General features: G+C 48.9%; 20 protein-coding genes. 5 read left to right on the top strand and 15 right to left on the bottom strand.

The genetic code is table 11. From position 1 onward, the window contains the following. Positions 1–125: 125 nt before the first annotated feature. From EL268_RS08270 to EL268_RS08245, 6 genes are all read right to left on the bottom strand, one after another. Positions 126–1,427, bottom strand: a complete 1,302-nt coding sequence (locus EL268_RS08270) for an MFS transporter (protein ID WP_106654403.1) — start codon at positions 1,425–1,427, stop codon at positions 126–128. A gap of 75 nt (positions 1,428–1,502) precedes the next feature. Further along, positions 1,503–2,105 carry a TetR/AcrR family transcriptional regulator gene (locus EL268_RS08265; protein ID WP_106654402.1) on the bottom strand — a complete coding sequence of 201 codons (603 nt, stop codon included), beginning with the start codon at positions 2,103–2,105 and terminating at the stop codon, positions 1,503–1,505. Positions 2,106–2,254: 149 nt separating this feature from the next. Next, positions 2,255–3,691, bottom strand: coding sequence for a dipeptidase PepV (gene pepV / locus EL268_RS08260; RefSeq protein WP_106654401.1), 1,437 nt, complete (start codon positions 3,689–3,691; stop codon positions 2,255–2,257). Continuing rightward, complete coding sequence (locus EL268_RS08255) at positions 3,678–4,427, bottom strand: GTP pyrophosphokinase (protein ID WP_115984444.1); 750 nt, start codon at positions 4,425–4,427, stop codon at positions 3,678–3,680. The genes pepV and EL268_RS08255 overlap by 14 nt, the downstream gene beginning before the upstream one ends. 133 nt (positions 4,428–4,560) lie before the next feature. Further along, positions 4,561–6,642, bottom strand: coding sequence for a methyl-accepting chemotaxis protein (locus EL268_RS08250; protein ID WP_106657496.1), 2,082 nt, complete (start codon positions 6,640–6,642; stop codon positions 4,561–4,563). A gap of 122 nt (positions 6,643–6,764) precedes the next feature. Further along, a complete protein-coding gene (locus EL268_RS08245; RefSeq protein WP_007722846.1) occupies positions 6,765–7,238 on the bottom strand; it encodes an N-acetyltransferase in 474 nt (157 codons plus the stop codon). A 200-nt stretch (positions 7,239–7,438) separates the two neighbouring features. On the opposite strand from EL268_RS08245, the gene EL268_RS08240 reads away from it, so the two are divergent. Then, complete coding sequence (locus EL268_RS08240) at positions 7,439–8,032, top strand: TetR/AcrR family transcriptional regulator (RefSeq protein WP_047071619.1); 594 nt, start codon at positions 7,439–7,441, stop codon at positions 8,030–8,032. A 38-nt stretch (positions 8,033–8,070) separates the two neighbouring features. Here EL268_RS08240 and EL268_RS08235 read toward each other — a convergent pair whose 3' ends face one another. From EL268_RS08235 to EL268_RS08230, 3 genes are read right to left on the bottom strand one after another with little or no spacing between them, the layout of a single operon-like run. Next, the gene (locus tag EL268_RS08235) at positions 8,071–9,747 is read right to left on the bottom strand and encodes a peptide ABC transporter substrate-binding protein (protein WP_106657495.1); all 1,677 of its coding nucleotides are present in this window, start codon (positions 9,745–9,747) and stop codon (positions 8,071–8,073) included. A 2-nt stretch (positions 9,748–9,749) separates the two neighbouring features. Further along, positions 9,750–9,923: a hypothetical protein gene (locus EL268_RS32690; RefSeq protein ID WP_164724449.1), complete on the bottom strand. Its 174-nt coding sequence runs from the start codon at positions 9,921–9,923 to the stop codon at positions 9,750–9,752. Further along, the gene (locus EL268_RS08230; RefSeq protein WP_106657494.1) at positions 9,883–11,211 is read right to left on the bottom strand and encodes an ATP-binding protein; all 1,329 of its coding nucleotides are present in this window, start codon (positions 11,209–11,211) and stop codon (positions 9,883–9,885) included. The genes EL268_RS32690 and EL268_RS08230 overlap by 41 nt, the downstream gene beginning before the upstream one ends. 182 nt (positions 11,212–11,393) lie before the next feature. On the opposite strand from EL268_RS08230, the gene EL268_RS08225 reads away from it, so the two are divergent. Both EL268_RS08225 and EL268_RS08220 read left to right on the top strand, forming a co-directional pair. Continuing rightward, positions 11,394–13,886 (top strand): U32 family peptidase, encoded by a 2,493-nt coding sequence (locus EL268_RS08225; RefSeq protein WP_106657493.1) that lies wholly within the window; start codon positions 11,394–11,396, stop codon positions 13,884–13,886. Between the two features lie 31 nt (positions 13,887–13,917). Continuing rightward, positions 13,918–14,148, top strand: coding sequence for a DUF1128 domain-containing protein (locus tag EL268_RS08220; protein WP_047071613.1), 231 nt, complete (start codon positions 13,918–13,920; stop codon positions 14,146–14,148). Positions 14,149–14,217: 69 nt separating this feature from the next. On the opposite strand, the gene EL268_RS08215 is transcribed toward EL268_RS08220, so the two are convergent. The 3 genes from EL268_RS08215 to fabF form a co-directional block, all read right to left on the bottom strand. Next, positions 14,218–14,724: a DUF4179 domain-containing protein gene (locus EL268_RS08215; RefSeq protein WP_232030327.1), complete on the bottom strand. Its 507-nt coding sequence runs from the start codon at positions 14,722–14,724 to the stop codon at positions 14,218–14,220. Between the two features lie 26 nt (positions 14,725–14,750). Then, positions 14,751–15,035 carry a sigma factor gene (locus tag EL268_RS08210; protein WP_232030325.1) on the bottom strand — a complete coding sequence of 95 codons (285 nt, stop codon included), beginning with the start codon at positions 15,033–15,035 and terminating at the stop codon, positions 14,751–14,753. Between the two features lie 127 nt (positions 15,036–15,162). Then, entirely contained in the window at positions 15,163–16,395 is a 1,233-nt protein-coding gene (gene fabF / locus EL268_RS08205; RefSeq protein ID WP_106657492.1) for a beta-ketoacyl-ACP synthase II, read from the bottom strand. Positions 16,396–16,529: 134 nt separating this feature from the next. On the opposite strand from fabF, the gene EL268_RS08200 reads away from it, so the two are divergent. Continuing rightward, positions 16,530–17,393 (top strand): helix-turn-helix transcriptional regulator, encoded by an 864-nt coding sequence (locus EL268_RS08200; protein WP_106657491.1) that lies wholly within the window; start codon positions 16,530–16,532, stop codon positions 17,391–17,393. A gap of 222 nt (positions 17,394–17,615) precedes the next feature. Then, entirely contained in the window at positions 17,616–18,161 is a 546-nt protein-coding gene (locus EL268_RS08195; RefSeq protein ID WP_106657490.1) for a GNAT family N-acetyltransferase, read from the top strand. A gap of 92 nt (positions 18,162–18,253) precedes the next feature. Here EL268_RS08195 and cimA read toward each other — a convergent pair whose 3' ends face one another. The 3 genes from cimA to EL268_RS08180 all read right to left on the bottom strand — a co-directional run bounded on the left by cimA (position 18,254) and on the right by EL268_RS08180 (position 22,030). Next, the gene (gene cimA, locus EL268_RS08190) at positions 18,254–19,876 is read right to left on the bottom strand and encodes a citramalate synthase (protein ID WP_106657489.1); all 1,623 of its coding nucleotides are present in this window, start codon (positions 19,874–19,876) and stop codon (positions 18,254–18,256) included. Positions 19,877–19,994: 118 nt separating this feature from the next. Beyond that, on the bottom strand, positions 19,995–20,834 hold the full coding sequence (locus EL268_RS08185; protein WP_106657488.1) for an alpha/beta hydrolase: 840 nt from the start codon (positions 20,832–20,834) through the stop codon (positions 19,995–19,997). Between the two features lie 104 nt (positions 20,835–20,938). After that, the gene (locus EL268_RS08180; RefSeq protein WP_106657487.1) at positions 20,939–22,030 is read right to left on the bottom strand and encodes a YheC/YheD family endospore coat-associated protein; all 1,092 of its coding nucleotides are present in this window, start codon (positions 22,028–22,030) and stop codon (positions 20,939–20,941) included. Positions 22,031–22,072: the final 42 nt, after the last annotated feature.

The raw sequence follows: 22,072 nt of genomic DNA, 5'->3' as shown, positions 1-22,072 counted from the left end.
CGATACTGACATATTCCATTATGATTTCGAGAAATCGCTTACATAATCCTTTTATTTCCAAATTGCCTAGACCCTATTTGTTATTGTTTCCCCAACCAATGCCCCGAATGCGCTTGAGTACGTCCTCATGCTGTCACATTTGAGTGGGTTGCCTTCGCAGCGGTTTCTTGTTCTAGCCCAACTTTTTTCGTGATCCGATGAAATAGCACGAGGCAAATCAGTCCCATCCCTACAAACATTCCGGTGATCGCAATGTTGGGAACCCACGCGCTGACAAGAATAAACACACCTGCACTGCTGACCCCCACAATGCCAAACAGAGAATGAACAGCCATATACGTGCTCCGCGCGTGATCCGGCACCATATTGGCGAGTAACGCTTGTTTTACCGGAATATGTATCACTTCACCCAGGGTCGCAAAGAACATGGCAATGAGCAAGACAGCGGGAGAGTTGCTGAAGCTAATCCATGCATACCCGCAAAAGTACAGGACCAAGCCTGACAGGAGCACCGCCCTATCTCTGCAGCTCTTCACCACGTAGGAGACCAAAACAGTCAAGCAAACAACCAGCAACGTATTTTCTGTTTTTAATAGGCCTAACAAGTTCATCCCATCCACCTGAATGGCAAGAAACGAAAACAACTGCTCAGGCTCTGGGATTTCTTTCACTAAACGAAGGCCGATGACATTGGTCAATTGCTCCTCTACAGCTATGATGAGCAGATTCGCTATGGTAAACAGCAGGAAAATCCGATGCTTGAGCACTTCTTTATAAGCTCCCATGACATCTGCCATAAAACTCGAATCTTTTTGTCTTTGTTTGCGAGACGCCGAACGCGGAAGATTTTCTGGCACATACGTTTCTTTGATAAACAGGATCGTAATCGCGAGCGAGATCGCGATGCTTGCAGCCACACCGAGAAATAGGACAAAGTAATGCTCGTCGAACAAAAAAGCACCCACCAATCCGCCTATCGCTACCGCCAGATTATTCAACCAATAGGATGCAGTAAAAATCGCTCGCCTGTTCTCGGGATGACTTACATCAATAATGAGTGCTTGGTAAGCAGGACCCGACGCCCCCATACTAAAGTTATTGAACAAAAACACGATAAAAGTGATATAGGGCAGCTGGAGCCAGGGCGAGTTGACGAAGGCAACACCAAGAAAACTGAGGAAGATGACCGCCTCACATACAACGATGACTTTTTTTCGCCCGATCCTATCCGCCACATATCCCCCTGCAAAAGAGCCTGCGACACTCGCTGCCATCACCCCTAAAAACATAAAGCCCGTTACAACCGTCCCCAATTGCTTGGAGAAAAAAACAATCAAGTACGGGGTCACAGTCATGCTCGCCATCGTCGTCAAAAATTGTAACATCAGTCTGATCCGGATGTTGCTGTCGAACTTCCAAAAACGCATGGTGACCACTCCTATCTCTTATAACGATTGATTAATCAATCATTTGTACTCCAAAAAAGAGACCGAGGGAGAATGCTAGCGATTCTTCGGTCCAAAAAGCTGCATGGCAAACGGAACGAATTTTTCCCACATGTTGCTTTGTGGTTCATCGGTCAAATTCACACGCAGACCAATTAACAGGCTCATATATGCTGTCGCCACGTATTTGGGATCTTGGACATGCAAGAGTCCTTTCTCTTGTCCATTGATCAAAAGCTCGGCAATTTTCGTACGAAAGGTGTTGTGAAACGCATCTAGCTCAGCAAAAGAATGGGCAAAACGATTGTAGTAGCCGACTACTTGTACGACCAGTCGCAAGTACGAATCGAACGCGGCGAAGACCTTGATGTGATTGGTCACCATTCTCTCTAATTCCAATAATGGCTCAGATGCTTTGGGATCAAAATCAAGCAGTTTAACGGAATGCTCTTGCAATGGCTCCGTGACCGCTGCATGAAAGAGCTGATCCTTGTTTTCAAAGTACGTGAAAACACTGCCAAAGCTCACTCCTGATGCCTTCGCGACTTTTGCAATGGTAGTATCGTTATAACCGTGCTCGGCAAACAGGAGAATTGCCTGCTGGAGAATCGTTTCCCGCTTTTGCTTCATTTTTAGCACTTGTTCTTCCGAAAGTGGCATGCTCTACAGGCTCCTTGCCAATGAATGATTAATCGATCAATCGTTACTTGCATTATAGTATTGACTTCCAGCATTTGCAAAGTTTTTTGTCTCGCCTGATTCAGAAAAAATAAAAACGGCTGGCGCTTATGTCCAGCCGTTGCTATGTTCTACTTCGCTAATTCATAGATCGCTTGCGCGTAAATCGCTGTCGCTTTGATCAGATCATCCACGAAAATATATTCATCCCGCTGGTGAGCACTGTCAGGACGCCCTGGGAAAAGCGGTCCGAATGCTACCCCAACATCCAATGAACGGCCGTAGGTAGCGCCACCAATTGCAATAATGCCAGCTTCCTCGCCCGTTTGTTCCGTATACACGCGTTGCAGCGTCGTTACTAATGGATGATTCGGATCAACGCGATGGGGTGTCAGATGCTCAGCCACTTCGAGCGTAAATGCCCCTCCACTGAAGCGTTCAGCAAGAACGGCCGACCATTTTTCGAAGGCAACAGAATGTGGGTAACGGATATTCAGACGGAAAAGCGCATCCTGCTTTTCGTTGTACTCGATCACACCTGTGTTCAGGGTGAGCGCACCCATTTCTGCATCATCATGCGCGATGCCAAGCGCTTCACCATAATGCTGCTTGTGTAAATAACGATCAGCCAAATTTACAAATACAGCTCCGCGTTCATCCAAGGACAAGGTGTGCAAAAAGTGAATGAGCTCGGTGCCCGCGTTGACGCCTTTGCTCGGGTCCATTCCGTGAACCGAGACGCCCTCCATATGCAGCACTACAAGACCGTCCTGCTCCTCCACTTTGCCTTTCAAGCCAGTCTCGTCCAAGTGCTGGCGATAACTTTGTGCAATTGCCTCACTATTCAAGCCGATTGGCGCAAGCGTTGCTACTGCTTTGTCTGGAACCATGTTCATCCGCAAGCCAGCCTGTAAGGAAACGAGCTTTGCCTCCATATTTTCCGCAGCAGGTATTCCGAGACTTTGGAAGGATGCAAGCGTCTGGCGCAACGACAGATCGGTCAAGCCTTTTTCTGCATAGATCAGCGGGAAGTCTGCATCTGGGGTAAAGCCCATCGTCGGCATTTCTTCCGTTTCAAAATACGTGTTCACACACTGCCAGCTCGATTCTTCATCCGTACCGAAAATAAAGCGCACGCGCTTCGACAGCGGCAATCCAAGCTCCATCACGATCTTCGCTGCGAAAATGGCCGCCATCGTCGGTCCCTTGTCATCAATCGCTCCACGGGCCACGATGCGCCCATCCACGATCTCGGCTGCATACGGTGGCGTACTCCAGCCATCGCCTTCCGGTACGACATCGACATGGCTCAGAATGCCGATCAATTCCTCGCCCTGCCCGAATTCAGCGTGCCCTGCATAGCCGCGGACGTCTTTGGTTGTCATGCCTGCTTTTTCACACACGCCTAGCGCAAAGTCAAGCGCTTGCCGAATCCCTTCTCCGAAAGGGGCCCCTTCCCGTACTGACTCGGGGTCCAATACGCTTTTAATCTGCAAAAATTGTTGCGTCGTCGCAATCAGTTCTTCCTTGCGTTTATTTGTTTCCTCCAGCCAATTAACGCTTGTCATTCTCTTCTTCAGTCCTCTCATTCATACTGCCTTCGTCCATTGCCGCATCGACGTCCAGATCCAGCTCAACCAACGATAATAATGACTCCATCGGCACTTCTTTTTTCGTAAATTCTGCTTGGGCGTCTTTAATTTCGTCCCGGATATTGTTCATTTCGCTATCCAGCTTGTAGGATGCCTTGGCAACCTCGAACAATCTTTGCCTTATATTGGATGGGATAATTCCCTCGTATTTATAATTCAGCGAGTGCTCAATCGTCGCCCAAAAATTCATTCCCAATGTGCGAATCTGAATTTCTACCGGAATAGTCACTTGCCCACCCGCCATCATGATCGGATACTCTACGGCAAGGTGATAGCCCCGATATCCGCTTTCTTTTGGGGTAGAGACATAATCCTTTTCCAAATACACACGCATATCTCCGCGGTTGCGGATCATCTCTACGACTGCCGGTATATCATCAATAAACTGGCAAATGACGCGGATGCCCGCGATGACGCGGATGCCCGCGATATCGCGAATTTCCCAGCAGATATTCTCATCAATCGGAAACTGCAAGCGGTTTGCCTTGTTGTAAATACTCGGGATCGATTTGACCCTGCCCACCGCAAACTCAATCGGTGAATGCTCCTTGCGTTTGCGCAGTTCGTTACGGATATTTTTAATTTTTACTTTGATTTCTTCTACAGCTTGTTCGAACGGTAGCAGATATAGTTCCCAATCTAGTTTGTGCACGCTTACGTCCCTCCGGCCTGAAACTCTCCATCGTCCTTATCATTCAACATTTTGTGTGAGATATCCTTCCAAAATACAAAAAGAGACGGGAGAAAAGGCAGATGTAGCCGGCTTTTGCTCCGTCCCTTTTTTCTTAATTTTCGCGCGAAACAAAGGTTGCAAGTGAGCTTCTCAGCTCTTCTGCTAGAATAGCTAGCTGATTTGCAGCATCTGCGATGAGCTCCATCGCTGCACTCTGCTCCTCTACCGCTGCCGAGATGCTTTGGACACCAGCAGCTGCTTGCATCGATGCGGACGATACTTCCCCAGCGACAACGGCTACCTGTTGGGCATCTGGCGCCATTCGCTTGAAGGCTTCACTGACACCGTTAATTTCTTGCGACACTCCGAGAATGTTTTCCTCGATGTGCTGAAACATCTCTTGCGATTGGTTTGCTGTCTTCATGCCACGGGCGGTTGTTTGGGCACCCTCGACCATTCTGGCGACTGCTTCCTTCGTATCCTTTTGTACGTCTCCAATCATGCCTACGATCTGCTGGGCAGCACTGTTGGTATCCTCTGCCAGCTTGCGCACTTCTCCTGCGACGACGGCAAACCCCTTGCCATGCTCTCCTGCTCTGGCCGCTTCGATCGCAGCATTCAAGGCTAGCAGATTGGTCTGTCGGGCAATCTCTGTAATAACAGAGATAATTCTCGAAATGTCCTTCGATCGCCCTTCCAATACATGAATGACATCCGTTGCAGCTTCAACCGAACGATTGATTTCGTCCATGCTGTCCATTACATCTGCGATCGCGCGTCTCCCAGCGTGTGCGTGCTGTTTCATTTCTTCCGCAGATACGGTCACACGCTCTACATTTTCCGTTACCACCGCCACATCCTTCGTCAAATCAACAGCCAGATTCAAGGTTTGTCCCATTTTTTCCACCTGGCTGTCAGCAGAGGCAGCCACTTGATCGACGACGAGGACAATTTGCTGGCTGGAAGCAGCAATCTCATTCGTGTTTCCCTGAATATTTCGCACCGCCCCGGAAACGGAAGCGGCTGCCTGCTGAATCTGAAACAAGATTTTGCGCAGTTGCTTCTGCATCGTGACGAGAGACCCTGCCAGCTCCCCTAATTCATCTTTTCGTTTTAATAGCTTGTCAGGAATCTCACGCGAAAAATCCCCATGCCCAATCCGCTCTGCGACAGCAAGCATGCCGCGAAACGAGCGGCGAAGCCAGTTTGCTGTAAATAAAGAGATGATGACGATGAGCAAGAGGACGGCACCATTAAAGGCAATCATGGCATCCCGAATGCGGGTTGGACCCTCCAATATTTCGGTCATATTCATCTCTGCCAAAATCGCCCATGTCTTCTTCCCCACCTTGACCTGATCGTAGGATACGAGCACTTGCTGTCCTAAGTAATCCATGCTTTCGACCGTACCTTCGGATTGTTGGGTGAGCAACACTTGATCAACGATGGGCGTATCTACTTTTTGCTGTAACAACGTATTTGGCCCACTGCCCAGTTGCGAGCGCATGAGCTTGTCCGGACCACCAACCAAGTAAATCTTCCCGGTTTCCCCCAGCCCTTCTCGTTGATTGAATATTCTAGAAATATAATCCATGGATACTTCGACTGCGATTTGCCCGATGATGTAGCCTCGGTCGTAGATCGGAGCTGCAATGTATACCCCTGGCACCCCTCCAGATGGTTCGTAAATGCCTAGATCTGACATTTCTGCGCTTTGGGTTTTCTGGACTTGCTGCACAGTCTGGCCAAGTACAGAGTCAGCGTGTGGGCCTGTCAGGAGGTTGGTACCAAAATCGGCCTGCGGCTTTGTCTCGTACACGATGTCCCCTTGTGCATTCAACAGAAAGGCATTCACGAAGCCGTAGCGAGCGACCTCCATCTTCAATTCGTTCGTATACCTCGCTTGCACTTCTTCATAAGCAGGCGATTCCAGGCCTTGCCGCCACACTTCCTCAAACGAAGAAAGGGCAGACATTACTGTTCCCGATGCAGCCAACGTATCCACGTTCCTGGCTCGCTCGCGAAAGTAATTTTCCACCTGTTCTTTGTTGCTGTGACGCAGCGCTTCCAGTGTAGCGGCACTTCCGTTCAACAATTCCTGCTTGGATTCCTGATAAGCAAACACTCCCGCTGCCGTCAACGGTACACTTCCTGCCAGAAGTAGCACGAGCAGTATACGAGCGCCTAACTTCATGGAAAAGCCCCCCATTTTTACCAGTCTCTTTTTCTGATATACTAATAGAATATTGTTTATATTTCTACTTTTTATATGAATATAGTACCAGAAAAGAAAAAAGGAAGGCTAGACCAAATGTATCAGGCTGTTTCGAAAATCATAGCAATTTCGTCGCACATCGGCAGCTTGGAGCAGTTAATGCAATCCTTCCAAGCTTTTTGCGGCAGTGTTTCCTTGGCAACCACCCAAAATCCGCACTTTTCAAAAAACACTTGTTGATAGGTCAGCGCCAGTACACGCTTAATTCCCAAAAGGCGGCATTGCTCAACCAAATGAAGAACCAGATGTTTCCCAACGCCCATCCCCTTCGCTTTTTCCGAGATAGCCAAGGAACGGATCTCCGCCAGGTCCTCCCACAAAATATGTAGGCCCGCGACACCTACGACCGAATCTCCATCATGAGCGACAATAAAGGATTGCAAGTTTTCCAAGAAAGACAGCTTTGTACGTGGCAGCATCAAGCCTTGCTGTGCATATTCATTAACGATCTCCAACATGGCATCCACGTCTTTCATCGTAGCCTGACGTACTGCCAAAGCCTTTGCAACACCCATTTTACTCTCCTCCACCCCATGCATAACGAGCCTGGTATGATTTAATATTTATTCATTATAGTATATAAATATACATTCGAGCATCGCAGAAGTCTATCCTTTTTTCACCTAATTTATGCTTAATTGCATGAACTATTCTTTTGTTAGGTAACGATTGTGTTATAATCAAGCGTACGAGTTCTTAAGGAGGTGCTACATACTTGACGACGAGACGGGAACGGAAAAAGCGCGAAACCCGCGAAAAAATCTTCAATGCTGCCATCAAGCTTTTCAAAACGCACGGCTTTGAAGCAACCACTATCGACATGATTTCCGAAGAAGCGGATGTTGCACGCGGTACGATCTTTTTGCATTTCACTTCAAAGGAAGCCATTCTCGCCAACTGGGGATATGAGCGTCTGCATGAAATCGAGGAGCGCCGGGAAGAGTGGGATTATGGGAACGACTGCAAGTCGAAGGTGCTGCGGATCTACAAGATCATGAATGAAGTCACCATCACCAATTTCGATTTCATTAAAGTCGTCGTAGAATCCTCGATGAAACATCGGAAAGTGCTTGAGAACGAAAAGAACATGTACTTTGAATTGCGTCAACTGTTCGCTGACCTGATTGAAGAAGCGCAAGAAAAGAATCAATTGAAAAGCAAATTCAACCCTCTTGTCGCTGCAAATATGCTGGAAAACATTTACTACAACGCTCTTTATGATTGGGTACGCAGCGAGGGAGCCTGGGCACTCGAAGAAATCATGGAAGAGAAGGTCTCTATCGTATTCGAAGGGCTGGTCGTGGAATAATCCGACTGACCAGCCCTTCGAATGTGACTACTTATGATTTATTCGAAATATGCCCATTTGTACTGCGCGTATCCCAGACCTGAAATGACTACGCCTTTCAACTTGGGGTTCTGGGCATACACCGTAGACTTAAAGTAAAACGGAATGACTGGCATTTCGTCCACCAAGATTTTCTCCGCCTCTTGCAAGATCGCTTTTCGTTTGGCAGCATCCTTCTCTTTGGCAGAAGCCGCCAATAGATCGGCATATTGACGATTCTCCCAACGAGTATGGTTGTTGCCTTCCTTCGTTCGGAATATTTCAAGGAAGTTGATTGGATCGTTGAAATCCCCCGTCCACCCCATCCGCGCTACTTGGTACTTCCCGTTTTTCACGTTTTCATAGTAGACATTCCATTCCTGATTCTCCAGCTTGACGTGCACACCCAAGTTTTTTTGCCACATGTCCTGTACAGCTTGCGCGATTTTGGTCTGTGCTTCCTCCGTATTATAGGACAGTGTAATCGGCGGGAGCTGGTCGACGCTGGCGTACCCTTCTTCCTTCATGCCTTCCGCCAACAATTGCTTGGCTTTTTCCATGTCATTGTCTGTAAACAAGCCTTGCTCGTTCTCAGCAAACATCGTAGGCGGCACTACGGCAGTCGCAACCAATTCTCCTCCCTGCGTGATGTTCTCCACAATGTCTTTCCGGTTGATTGCGTATGAAAAGGCTTGGCGAATTTTTTTGTTGTGGAAAGGCTTTTGCTCTGTGTTAAATTCATACCAATACGTCCCGGCTTTTGGCGTGATCACCAGCAATCCTTTTTCCTTCAAGGTCGGCATCGCGTCGAGCGGAAGATTGCCAGTCGGGGCACCTGCCCAATCGAGATCGCCGCCCTCCAGCATTGACAGCTCTGTATTCGCGTCATTGATCATATTCATTTCGATTTTGGTCAGCTTGACAGCGTCTGCGTCCCAATAATGCTCGTTTTTCGTAAGCGTCAGCTTGGTTTTATGCTCCCACGCAGCGAGTTTAAACGGTCCATTCGAGGTGTAGGCTGGTCCTGCTTCCTTCGCCCAGTCCGGATTGTCTTTCACCACTTTGGTATTCAGCGGAAAGTAGCTGTAAAATGCCGTCAGCTCCAGAAAAAACGGCGTCGGGTTTTCCAATTGGACGACCAATGTATTGTCATCTGTTGCCTTTACCCCGATCTCTTCGGGCTTCGCTTTGCCAGCAAAGGCCGCCTCTGCATTTTTTACATAAAACAGCTGATAGGCATACTGGGAACCGTTTTTGGAATCGAGTGCCCATTTCCAGGCGTTTTCAAAATCGTGCGCAGTTACGGGATCGCCATTCGACCACTTCGCATTGTCGCGAATCGTGAAGGTGTACGTCAACAAATCGTCTGATGCCTTGATTTCCTGGGCCATGGCGGGCTGTGGAACGCCCTTGTCGTCAATGCGAGTCAGCCCCTCAAACGTCTGAAAAATAACATTGGATGACCAAACATCTGAAATAAGTCCGGGATGAAGAGAAAGCGGTTCTGTAAAGTTATTCAGCCTGAGTATCTGTTCGGGTTGCGCAGATGCATTAGCTGGCGTAGTTTCTGTCCTTGGTTGTGTGGCAGGCTTTGCTGCTTCCTGTGGTTGTCCGCATGCAGCAAGCGCTAAAGCCAAGCCTGCTGCGAAAACAGCTTTTCCTGTTTTTTGCCACCATCGGTTTGCGGTACGTCTCATGTCTATTCCCCTTCGTTTGGGAGCCTTTGCTGTTCTTCACGCTGCTGCCATTCTTTCAGCTCGCTTTTGATTTGATAGAGCTCTGCACGTGTTTCGAGCTTGAACGCTTTTAATTCGCTTCTGATTACAGCCAACTCATGAAAGAGTCGCTCCCACACCTCTTGATCTTTGTCCATGTTCGCCTCCTTTTCCGGTCGTATGCACAGCAGGCAGTTGAATCGTCACCTGCGTTCCATGCCCTCGTTCACTCTGAAAGTGGATCGTCCCTTGCATTGCCTCGATGATCCGACAGGTTACCATCAAGCCGAGACCCGTCCCTTTTTCTTTTGTGGAATAAAAAGGAAGACCAATCTGTTCAATCTGCTCCGGCGTCATCCCCTCTCCCTCATCCCTGATGGAAATCACATGATGGTTCCCGGCTGCTTGTACGGTGACGTGAAGTACGCCACCTTGTCCCATCGATTCGATACCGTTTTTCATCAGATTCATCAATGCTTGCTTGAGCTTAACGGCGTTGCTCTCTACGAATAGGCCCGGCTCGGTCTTACAGGCGATTTCCACTCGGTTCATGACACTGTAAGAGGACATGATGGCGGTCACTTCTTTTACTGTATGTGCAATCTCCAGTCGCTCCAGCGTCTCAGAATGAGGCTTGGCCAGATTTAAATAGTCGGAAATAATAAATTCAGCCCGATCGAGTTCATTTAAGACCAATCGGATGTATTCAATGTTTTTCGGATTCGTCTCCTCACGCAACAATTGGACAAAGCCTCGTACCACCGTGAGTGGGTTGCGCACTTCATGGGCGACACTGGCTGCCAGCTCGCTGATCAGGTTCAGCTTTTCCGAGCGTTCGACCTGCTTGCGGATAATATGAGATTCTCGAATAAACTCAATGAAATAAACGGCTCCACCTTGCACGATCAAACCGAGATAACCGATTTCCAATAGCGGCTCCAGATAATCGTTAATGATGGACAACGGGAACCCTCTCCAGATCAAAACAACCATCCCTCCACTGATGATGGATAGCTGCTTCAAGCATCCGATTAAGAGAACGACCGTCAGTTTTTTTCGCAAAGAATACCCGTACCATCGATTGACTAACAGAAACGGGATAATCACGTAAACCATCGTTTCGAGAAGCGTCATTTGGACACCATCGCCACCCAGAACGATCCGTACGACAAACATAACCAAAATCGTTAAAATGCCCGGGATATACCCAGCGTACAAAATGGTAATAATGATCGGTATCGAGCGTAAATCGTACTCCATACCATTACTGAGTTGTACTGGAAAGCTCATGGCAAGAATGACACTGATCGAGCTACAAACGATAACCATTGATGACTTGACGCTCATCTTGTTCGAGGTTGATCGCCCCAGCCAAACGTTTCTATACAGCAAAACAGGGACGATAACGAACAGTAACTGTAGCAAAATGTCTTTGATGATTAACATATATCGGTTCCCCTGGCTTGTAGAATATTTCGATTTTTCTTACAGAATAACATCACTAGGTATCTTTCTGGAAGGCACATTTTCAACATCTGGCAGAAAGGATGTTTTTGTTGCGGTGACCAGCACATTTCCCTATGATGAAGAAGAGCTTGTTTGAAGACCTTGGAGGTAATGACATACACATGCGAAATGGTATAAAGCGTGAAGATATCGAGCTGTTGGCACCTGCTGGTAACTGGGACTGTTTGAAGGCAGCTGTGGCCAACGGAGCCAATGCCATCTTTTTTGGGGTAGAAAAGTTCAACGCGCGAGCTCGTGCTGAGAACTTCCAAATGGCTGAACTGCCTGAGATTATGGCTTATTTGCACATGTACGGGGTAAAGGGCTTCCTTACCTTTAATATTCTCGTATTTGAAAATGAACTGGAGGATGCACGCGAGCTGATTGACGCTTGTATTCACGCTGGAGTAGACGCTGTGATCGTGCAAGACCTCGGTCTTGTAAAGATGATCCGCGAGATTTCTCCAGACTTCCCGATTCACGGCTCTACCCAAATGACGATTACTTCGCCGGAAGCGGTGGAGTTCACGAAGCCGTTTGATATGGAACGCGTCGTACTCGGTCGTGAAAATTCATTAAAAGAGATCAAAAAGATCGGAGAAAAAGCAAAGCTGCCGATGGAAGTATTCGTCCACGGTGCCTTGTGTGTTTCTTATTCGGGACAATGTCTGACCTCGGAAATGTGGGGGGGACGCTCGGCAAACCGCGGAGAGTGTGCCCAAGCCTGTCGCTTGCCGTATGACCTGATGGTAGACGGTGTGCAGAAGGACATGGGGAATATCGCTTACGTGCTGTCCCCGAAGGACTTGGCTGCCATCGATTTGGTTCCTGAGTTGATCGAGGCTGGCGTGACTTCCTTTAAAATTGAAGGCCGCCTGAAAACACCAGAATACGTTGCAAACGTCGTGAGCAAATACAATGCCGCCATTGAGCGTTATTTTGCCGGACAAGATACGGGACCATCCGAGGTAGAAGTACGCGAGCTGCAACAAAGCTTCTCTCGCGGGTTTACACACGGATTTTTGACCGGGACAAACAACAAGCAGCTCGTAGATGGATCGTTCCCGAAAAGCCGCGGAGTGTTTTTGGGAACCGTGAAAAAACTGCTTCCTACAGGCGTTTTGGTGGACATCACTGCTCCTGTCAAACGCGGAGACGGAATCGTGTTCGACGCGGGTGATCCCACGCAAAAAGAAGAAGGCGGACGCATCTATGATATTTTGAGCCGCAGTAAAAAAGTAGAAGGCGAAGTTTCCAAAGGCATGTACGAAATCGTCATGGGACGCAATGACGTGAATCTGAAACGTCTTCACGTCGGTGACCGCGTATGGAAGACAAGCGATCCTGAGCTGGATCGTCGCCTGCGCAAAACGTTTGAGACGGAAAAGCCTTATCGCACCTTCCCGCTGTCCGTTCACGTAAGCGGCAAGCTGGGTGAAAAGCTCAGCGTCACTTGGGTGGATAAACAGGCGAATCACGCTGTCAGTGTTCCTTCCGAGGTGCTGCTGGAGACTGCTTTGAAGCGTCCTCTGACGAAGGAGTTGCTGCACGATCAACTAAGCCGTCTGGGCGGAACCATTTTCCACCTGGAAGCTCACGATCTGACTGTCGATCTCGAAGGGGATCTCATCGTACCTGTCAGCGAGTTGAACCGGATGCGCCGTGACGCAGTCGAACAGCTCGTGTTCCTGCGTTCCAAGCCGCCGATTTACCATCATCACGATATCAATGTATACGCAGACGTACCAACGAGAAAACCAGTGGAAAAGCCACTCCTGACAGCTCTCTGCCGCTCGCTTGAGCAATTGGAAGCAGCTGCGCAAACAGATGTGGACTTCCTCTACGCTGACTTTGAATTCGTCAAGCAGTATCCAGAGGGCGTCAAGCTGGCCCATAAGTACGGGAAAAAGATCGGGATTGCTACCATGCGCATTCATATGCCGGATGAAAACGGTGTCCTTGCCCTGATCGCGAAAAGCAAGCCAGACGCTATTCTGGTACGCAATACGGGAGCACTCTATTACTACTTGTCCCGTCGTGATGAAATCGACATTCCATTGATTGGCGATTTCTCCTTGAATGTCGCGAACCACAAGGCAGTTGAGCTGTTCCTTGCAACAGGTCTTGAGCGCGTCACGCCATCGTACGATCTGAACATCCAGCAGATGGTCGATCTGCTCAGCCGCTCGAACGCTGCGAACATGGAGCTGGTCATCCACCAGCACATGCCGATGTTCCACACCGAGCACTGCGTATACTGCACATTCATGAGTGAAGGTACTGACCATACAAACTGCGGAACTCCATGTGAGACCTCCCGCATTTCTTTGAAAGACCGCGTCGGTTTCTCTCACCCTGTACGTGTGGATACCGGTTGCCGCAATACCGTTTATAACGCGATTGACCAGTCCGGCGCTGAGTACTTGAGTGAGTTCCGCTCTCTCAATGTCGGCAGCTACCGCATCGAGTTTTTGGAAGAAGAACCAGAGCGCGTGAAAGAAGTAATCAGTCTGTATCGCAAGGCATTGCGCGGAGAAGTTAGCGGTACACACGTATGGCGTACCCTGAAGGCAACCAACCAATTGGGCGTCACACGTGGGCAACTGACAAAATAAGCACCAGCTTTGTAGAGAGGAGAGAGAAAATATGGCTGACCTGAATCAACCTTCTGTTGAAAACCTCGCTATTATCATTGAAGGCATCAAAGCAAAGCTGAACATGGCGAATACGGCGGTGATGCGCCCGGAGGATTTCGATCTCGTTCATTACGAGGATTTGCTGTACTTGTACAACATGGTGCAGAAAAAAGCGGCGTTTGGCATCAATGAAATGACCGCCATCGTTGAAGAGCTGGGTGCGATGAGAAAACAATCCTAGTTTTTGCCCCAACAAAGAAAGAAAAAAGCGTCGCTCCTGTACATGGAGTGACGCTTTTTTGCGTGATCTTTATTTTTTTAACGTAACCGTAAACGTTTTGAACTCGATGTCTTTCCCCAGCTTTTTCATCGTTTCCATTGCTGGTTTGATTACGGATTCCTCCCCCTGGTCCCCTATCTCAACACGACCCATGGTTATATCGGAAACAGTCAGGTCAATGCTTCCAGCTTGTTGCTGGTGATGGATTGGAATGCGCTTCGTGTCTGTACGGGAACTGATTGGCAAGGAGAAGCTCCACTCCTTGCCGTCCTCCCCATGGAAGCTCAATCCAAGCTTGAACTCCTTAGGCAAGCCATTGATCGCGTCAATTTCAACAATCCCGGTCGCAAGTGTCGGCGTGATTTGTGTATGCTTGCTGCTTCCTGTGTATCCAAATGCTTTCCCATTTGCCGTCAGATCTGGCGAGGAGCCTAAATAATGCTCTCCGACTGCCTGCTTTGTTTCTAATGTATAACCAATCGTAAATCGCGTGCCATCGTAGTAAACTTCATTGACCGTAATCGCATGGCCACCCACGTATCGCGGGGGAAACTACTGCTGAGCTAAACAAGACCCCTAAAGCTAAGACCGCTGCCCCTGTGCTGTACACTCGTGTTGATCAAAACCCGCGTCAGCCATGTCGTAACGTATTGATCGTCTTTAAGGGTTGAAATCGAAATCAGAGCCTTATAGACCGTTTCCTGAAAAACCTCCAGCGCATCGTCTTCGTTACGCGTGTACACAAAAGCCATCTTGTACAGATTTGCTTTTTCTTGGTGAATAAGCATTTGGAATGCGTCTGAATCACCAGCCTTGGCACGAGCAACGAGACCAAGTTTTATGTTCAACCTGTTCCCCCTCCTTTTCTCCCCTGTTAGAGAAATCAGGGCTACAAAACGTTTCATTTTTTTCTATCGACATAAAAAAAACCTGCTCCCACAGTCTACCTGAGACTACGGGAACAGGCTGTATCCGTTACATTTTTTTCAGTACGATGACTGCGTTGTGACCGCCAAAGCCAAAGGAATTGGACATGCCGATGTCTAGCGTGGCTCTGCGGGCTGTATTTGGCACATAGTCCAGATCGCAGTCCGGGTCTTGTTCCTCCTGATTGATCGTCGGGGGAATGATCCCTTCCTGCAGACTCTTAATCAGGGCGATCGCCTCCGCCCCTCCTGCTGCACCAAACATATGACCCGTCATCGATTTGTTGGCGGTGATCGGTACACGGTACGCATGCTCGCCAAACAGCTTTTTGATCGCCAGTGTCTCAGAGCGGTCTCCGATTTCTGTGCTGGTTGCGTGGGCACTAATGACATCGACGTGTGTCGTTTGCACCCCTGCTTCCTGGAGGGCCCATTTCATCGCCCGATAGGGGCCGATTCCTTCTGGATGTGTCGCCACCATATGATAGGCATCAGAGCTTGCCCCGTAGCCGATCACCTCGGCATACATGCGGGCATTTCTTTTCTTGGCGTGTGATTCTGATTCCAAAATCACAATCCCGGCACCTTCTGCCATGACAAACCCATCCCGCTGGGAATCAAATGGCCGACTCGCGCCTGCTGGATCATCATTTCTCGTTGACAATGCCGTCGCATTGCTAAAGCTGGCGAGAGATATGTCCGTCACAGCGGCCTCAGAACCCCCTGCGATGACGACATCCGCTCCGCCTGAGCGAATGAGCCGAAAAGCCTCTCCGATGGATGTATTCCCAATCGAACAAGCAGTAACAGGTGACATCGTCGGCCCGTACAGACCGTACTTGATGCTGATCATCGCTGCTGCCATGTTGGAGATGAGCATCGGAACCAGCGTCGGGCTGACCCGCTCTGGACCACGCTCACGCAGGACATCATGCTGCTCAAGCAGTGTCGCTACCCCACCAATGCCAGAGCCTACATATACCCCGATTCGCTCGGGGTCCAACTCTTCCAGCCGAAGCTGTGCATCCTCAAGCGCTTCTTCTACAGCAGCAAGGGCAAACTGGCAAAAGCGATCCATTCGTCGCGCCTCTTTGCGCCCAAAACGCTCCACCGGATCAAAATCTCGCACCAAGCCTGCAATTTTCGTTTTATTGCGTGCTGTATCAAAAGTATCAATAGGCGATATCCCAGACTTCCCTTGCACGAGACTGTTCCAAAACTGATTCACTGTATTCCCTATCGGGGAGATGACTCCCATACCTGTGACAACGACTTTTTCCATGATGAGCCTCCTATTGAGTGCCTTATGGAAATCATCTTGTCACACGGGTTATCCTATTACAAGTTGTTGTTTATCCTAGTATAATGAGTACTAGTCTAACAAACATAACCAGTTGAGGAGATGGAGAGTGTACCATGAATCAGCAAACGCGTTTGCAGGCACTGTCTGCTTTTTTGAAAGCGCAGCGCGCTAAAATCCTGCCACAATCGGTCGGGCTGGCTCCTGGGACGCGCAGAAGAACCCCCGGACTACGAAGAGAAGAAGTTGCTCAGCTCGCGGGGGTTAGCTCCACCTGGTATACATGGCTGGAACAAGGCCGCGATATCAAGGTGTCGCCCTCCGTTCTGGATTCGGTAGCGAGAGCCTTGCAGCTTACCGTCGATGAGCGCAAATATTTGTATGCGCTGGCACTGGAGACAGGCACGGGAGTCGGGCAAGGCGTGCAAAAAGATGAACCGCCGCAGATCAATCCTGCCCTCAAGCGAATCTTGAAAGAACTGCGCTCGTGTCCCGCCATCATATCAGATCGGCGCAGTCATATTGTCGGTTGGAACGAGGCAGCCGCGCATGTCTTTCTCGATTTTGATCAAATCCCTTATGAAGAGCGGAATTTGATCCGCCTGGTGTTTACACGAAAGGAATTACGACGGCTGGCCGTCAACTGGGAGCATTTTGTCAGCGGCTTTCTCGCGATATTTCGCGCCAATTACGGTCAGTATGTAGAGGACGAGTGGTACGAGCAGTTTTTAAGCGAAATGCGGCAGGTTCATCCCGACTTTCACGACCTTTGGGAGCAGAGCCGCGTCAGCTCAGCCCCGGAGGTTCTACTGGAATTCCGTCATGCCAAGGCAGGGAAAATGCTCTTTCATCTGACTTCGCTGCAAGTTTCCGGGAGCGCGGATTTGCGATGCAGCATTTACACACCTGACCCGAATTCTGCCACGGAGACAAAGCTGCGGCAGCTGATTGATAGGCCGGCCACTTCTGCACAACCGTGACCGAAGGCCTTTGGGGTTTGAGTCAACATGCTGGAGGAGAAGAAAAAGCACAGTTCTCTTCGACTCTGACACGCCAGCTTGGGGGATTCACTGCCCGTCTCCACTGCAAAAAGGGGACCATCGAGCTGACGTTATGTTAACTTGAAATGAATACGATATTGATCAATCTTTTCATTCATTAACCATGATAAAATTTTATGAAAAGGATATCGGAGGGGTTTTATGAAACTAGTAGGGCAACAAATATATCTTCGACTCTACAAGATTTCTGACGCCAGCGAGTTAGCTAACTTACATACTAGAAATCGCGATTTTTTTCAACGAGTTTGCCCATTACTCCCAGAAGCCTTTTATACAGAAGAACATCAAAAAATACGCATTGAACAGGTATTAAAAAAGACAGATGAAGGGCAAGTATATGCTTTCGGAATCTTTTTAAAAGCAACTGATAAACTTATCGGAGACATTTCATTAACTCAAATTGCTAGGGGAAACGTCCAAAGCTGCACTACGGGATTTTCATTAGATAAGGAGTATAATGCAAAGGGCTATACAACAGAAGCTCTTCAACTTGTTGTAGACTTTGCTTTTAGAGAATTAAAACTACATAGAATTGAAGCAGGGGCTATGCCTGACAATATAGCATCTATTCGTGTATTGGAAAAAGTAGGATTTAAAAAAGAAGGTATAGCTAAAGAAAATCTAAAGATTAATGGCAAATGGACAGATCATCAAATATTAGCTATCATCAACAGCTTGGATGTGTAAGCTCATTTCACTTCCAATAACGAAGATTATGTAAATATAGAAAGGTAACAGAAAACCAGCCCGACGGCATCAGCCTGGGCTGGTTCACTTTGCTAATGATTCACAATCCCTACGCGCGTCCCTGAGGAAGCAAGACTTCCGACTTCCTCGCAGCCTTCTTTCCACAGCAAGTAACGGATACTGTCCGCCAGCGCTTCCCAGCTCGCCTCGATGACGTTGGTGGAGACGCCGACTGTGCTCCACTTTTCGCCGTTGCTCGAGGATTCGATTAGGACACGTACTTTTGCGGCAGTCGCGCCGTTTTCATCCAAGACACGCACTTTGTAATCTTCCAGCTGCATTTTTGCAATGCATGGGTAGTAGCCTTCCAGCGCTTTTCGCATCGCATTGTCCAGCGCGTTGACCGGACCATTGCCATCAGCCGCCGTATGGACAGACTCCCCGTTCACACGCAGCTTTACAGTCGCCTCCGACGTGATCGATTGGACGGCTGCCTTTTCCAGCATGATCTTGAAGGAGTCGAGCTTGAACAGGTTTTTCAGCTTGCCGGAGGCTTCTAAGAGCATCAGCGTGAGCGAAGCCTCTGCTCCCTCGTATTGATAGCCTTGGAATTCGCGCTCTTTGATGTGTGTAATGATTTCTCTCGCCTTTTCCCGATCCAGCGACAGATCGATCTCGAGCTCTTCCATTTTGGCGAGCAGATTGCTTTGACCAGCGAGCTCTGAGACGAGTACGCGACGTTTGTTGCCGATGTTTTCCGGCTCGATGTGCTCGTACGTTTTCGGGTCGCGCATAACGGCGCTTACGTGAATACCGCCCTTGTGAGCAAAAGCACTATACCCGACAAACGGCTGGTTGTTCGGCATCGTCATGTTGGCAATTTCCGCGACATAGCGCGACAGCTGTGTCAGCTCCTGCAATTGATCAGTCCTCACACATTGATAGCCCAGCTTGAGCTGCAAATTCGGAACTACAGAAATCAGGTTGACGTTTCCGCAGCGCTCGCCGATTCCATTAATGGTTCCTTGAACTTGCTTTGCGCCAGCCTGAATGGCAGCTAACGCATTGGCAACCGCCACTCCGCTGTCATTATGCGGATGAATGCCTACAGGCGTCCGCAGATGGCCCACAGTCGTTTTGACAATATCATAAACTTCATGCGGCAGTGTCCCGCCGTTTGTATCACAGAGAACAATCCAGTCAGCTCCAGCTTCTTCTGCCGCTTCCAGCACCCGCAATGCGTAGCGCGGATTCGCCTTGTACCCATCGAAGAAATGCTCGGCCAAAAAGAGAGTCGTCAGTCCGTTTTCTTTTAAAAATGCGACCGAATCAGCGACCATGCGCACGTTTTCTTCCAATGTCGTCTTGAGAGCATCCGTCACGTGCAAGTCCCACGATTTCCCGAAGATCGCCGCCGCCGAAGCTCCGCTTAAGATCAACGCTTGCAGATTGTCATCATCCCGCGCTGCTACATTCGGTCTACAGGTACTGCCAAAAGCCGTTACCTTTGCATGTTGCAGCGAAATTTCCCGGATACGCTCAAAAAAAGCCATGTCCTTCGGATTGCTGCCCGGCCAACCGCCTTCAATAAAATCGATACCAAACTGATCCAGCCGCAGTGCGATCTTTATCTTGTCTTCTACCGACAGGCTGATCCCCTCTCCCTGCGTACCATCTCGCAGGGTCGTATCATACAGATACACCTTGCTATTCATGTTTCTTCTCCACCTGTTCTGTTATTTTTCTGAATAATCACATCATTCTAACCGTTAGACGTTTCTCAGTATACCACAGCCCAAATGGATTGAAAACGCAGGAAAATCGAGGTTTTTTCTATGTCCGTGGGGTGCGGACAAATGCGACGGTTTGCTTGATCGCATCTTCGAGCGGAGCCGATGTTCCCGCAAACGGATGACGCGTGTTAAATGTATGATCGCCGCCTTCTATCCAGTGCAGCTCGCTGTTTTTGGCGACCTCATGAATTCTTTTTGCACCCTCTACCAGACGGACATAATCTTTTTCTCCTGTGATGATGCACAGTGGTTGCTCCATCGTAGAAACAAGTTCCAAAATATCGTATTTTTGGCGATTGTTGTCCACGTCCTCGATCACGACTCTCGTGATTGGCATATCTTGACCGGTTCGTGCATTCGCTATGTATCCAACGCCTGTCTCTTCTATTTGTCGGCGCAGCCTCTCGTCGAACAAATCGACATGAGCGATTCCGTTCCAGGTCACAATCCCTGCCACATGCGGGTTGTTTGCTCCGAATAAAATCGCGTCACCGCCGCCCTTGCTGTGTCCCAATACATACAGCTTCGTTTTGTCCACATAATCGGGGACAGGAAGCTCACCTGACAAAATCCGTTCCGTCAAGGCTTGCAGATCGGCAAGTTCGCGGGCATACGTATTGCGTCCGAATTTCTCCAGCTCGTCGAACTCCGTCAAGCTCTCCCCTACGCCATTGCAGCTAAAATTAAAGCGAATCGTGGTAATGCCTTGCTTGGCCAGCTCATCGGCTACGTACGGAAAGCTTCCCCAATCCTTGAAGCCTTTGAAGCCATGGCAAAATAGCAGCAGCGGCTGCGCTGAACCTGCTGCTTCCTCTGAATGAATGTCTCCGCGCAGCGTCAACTCCTCGTCGAGTGCGATGGAAAATGATTGCTTTTGCATGTACCTATCACCTCTTGTGCATTTTTTTATTATTATGCCGTGTCCCCCTCTTAAAAGAAACGAAAATACCAAAAAAAGAGACCTTCCTCTATGGAAGATCCACTTTAGTCAGGTGAATTATTTTTATTAACGAGATACAGCGCGTACTCCAGCGGCCGTCTAACCGCCATCGCATAGCGCTTGTGCTGACGCATTTGCTTGAAAATTTCTCTGCCTGGCTTCGGATTGATTTCGATAATCCAAACCTTCCCGTGAACATCAATCCCCAGGTCAAAACCAAACTCCATCATCAGTCCAAAATGCTCTTCAATGCGTGTGACAGTCTTGATCGCGAGCTCCTTGCATTCCAGCACGATCCGCTCTGCCACTTCCTGACCAAATCGTTTGACCAAAAAGGAAACAGCAGGCAAAGCTGTTCCTCCCCCATGCAAATTCGAGGTGGACGATTGTATCGGCCCAACACGAATGCCCATCCCGGTCAAACACCATTGACCCGTCCCGTCCTTTTGCACGAGTAGCCGAGCATCTACTGTTCGTTTGGGAACCAGTGACAACCGAAGCCCCTGCTGAAGAAAAAACTGCTCGTTTCCGCTCTTCTCATTCTTCATCCAATGCTCAAGCCGATCGCACACCTCTGTGAGCGTCGCCAGTTTTTCGCAGCTTTTGGCTTGCTGCTTGGTCCTGCCATGCAAAAGGTAGCGACCTGCTCGTTTCTCCACACGCAGTATGCTTCTGCCTCCTGTGCCGTTTGTCGGCTTGAGATAAACCTGACGATGATTGGCAAGCATAGAGGCAAGCGTTTTTCTCTCGTAGGGGAGTGTTTCGGGAAGCCAGCGCTGTAGCTCCGGATCTTGTATCAAAATCTGATGAACGACATATTTGTTCGAGAAGCGGTTATTCGCATAACGAAACCAGTCTTGTTTGCGAAATGGCAAATAGGCACGATGCTTGGGCAATGGATAGTAGCGATAACGATCAATGACGATGTCGGGCCAGGAAAAACGCTCTCGTCTCCACTTCGTGCCATCTGGTACATAACCGTTGATCCGCTTTTCTTCAAAACGGACATCTTGTGGGGTAAATAAAAAAACCTCTGCCCCCATTTCTCTTCCTTCCTTAACCAGCCTTCGCAAATAGCCGGGCTCGACAAAGCCTGATTCTCCTCGGTAGGTCAGTACGCCTATCCGTTTTCTCACCGAAAGGCCACTCCCTCCCTTGTTCGATTTTCTAGCTAGCCT

Source organism: Brevibacillus brevis (genome assembly GCF_900637055.1).
In the GTDB taxonomy this organism is placed as follows: Bacteria; Bacillota; Bacilli; order Brevibacillales; family Brevibacillaceae; genus Brevibacillus; species Brevibacillus brevis.
Note: the sequence above shows the minus strand (reverse complement) of the source record. Positions and strands in the feature narration are given on the sequence as shown.

Excerpts from the sequence above, each read along its gene's own strand:
- EL268_RS08270 (WP_106654403.1), bottom strand. The coding sequence starts at position 1,427 with ATGCGTTTTTGGAAGTTCGACAGCAACATCCGGATCAGACTGATGTTA.
- EL268_RS08265 (WP_106654402.1), bottom strand. The coding sequence starts at position 2,105 with ATGCCACTTTCGGAAGAACAAGTGCTAAAAATGAAGCAAAAGCGGGAA.
- pepV (WP_106654401.1), bottom strand. The coding sequence starts at position 3,691 with ATGACAAGCGTTAATTGGCTGGAGGAAACAAATAAACGCAAGGAAGAA.
- EL268_RS08250 (WP_106657496.1), bottom strand. The coding sequence starts at position 6,642 with ATGAAGTTAGGCGCTCGTATACTGCTCGTGCTACTTCTGGCAGGAAGT.
- EL268_RS08245 (WP_007722846.1), bottom strand. The coding sequence starts at position 7,238 with ATGGGTGTTGCAAAGGCTTTGGCAGTACGTCAGGCTACGATGAAAGAC.
- EL268_RS08235 (WP_106657495.1), bottom strand. The coding sequence starts at position 9,747 with ATGAGACGTACCGCAAACCGATGGTGGCAAAAAACAGGAAAAGCTGTT.
- EL268_RS32690 (WP_164724449.1), bottom strand. The coding sequence starts at position 9,923 with ATGGACAAAGATCAAGAGGTGTGGGAGCGACTCTTTCATGAGTTGGCT.
- EL268_RS08230 (WP_106657494.1), bottom strand. The coding sequence starts at position 11,211 with ATGTTAATCATCAAAGACATTTTGCTACAGTTACTGTTCGTTATCGTC.
- EL268_RS08225 (WP_106657493.1), top strand. The coding sequence starts at position 11,394 with ATGCGAAATGGTATAAAGCGTGAAGATATCGAGCTGTTGGCACCTGCT.
- EL268_RS08220 (WP_047071613.1), top strand. The coding sequence starts at position 13,918 with ATGGCTGACCTGAATCAACCTTCTGTTGAAAACCTCGCTATTATCATT.
- fabF (WP_106657492.1), bottom strand. The coding sequence starts at position 16,395 with ATGGAAAAAGTCGTTGTCACAGGTATGGGAGTCATCTCCCCGATAGGG.
- EL268_RS08200 (WP_106657491.1), top strand. The coding sequence starts at position 16,530 with ATGAATCAGCAAACGCGTTTGCAGGCACTGTCTGCTTTTTTGAAAGCG.
- EL268_RS08195 (WP_106657490.1), top strand. The coding sequence starts at position 17,616 with ATGAAACTAGTAGGGCAACAAATATATCTTCGACTCTACAAGATTTCT.
- cimA (WP_106657489.1), bottom strand. The coding sequence starts at position 19,876 with ATGAATAGCAAGGTGTATCTGTATGATACGACCCTGCGAGATGGTACG.
- EL268_RS08185 (WP_106657488.1), bottom strand. The coding sequence starts at position 20,834 with ATGCAAAAGCAATCATTTTCCATCGCACTCGACGAGGAGTTGACGCTG.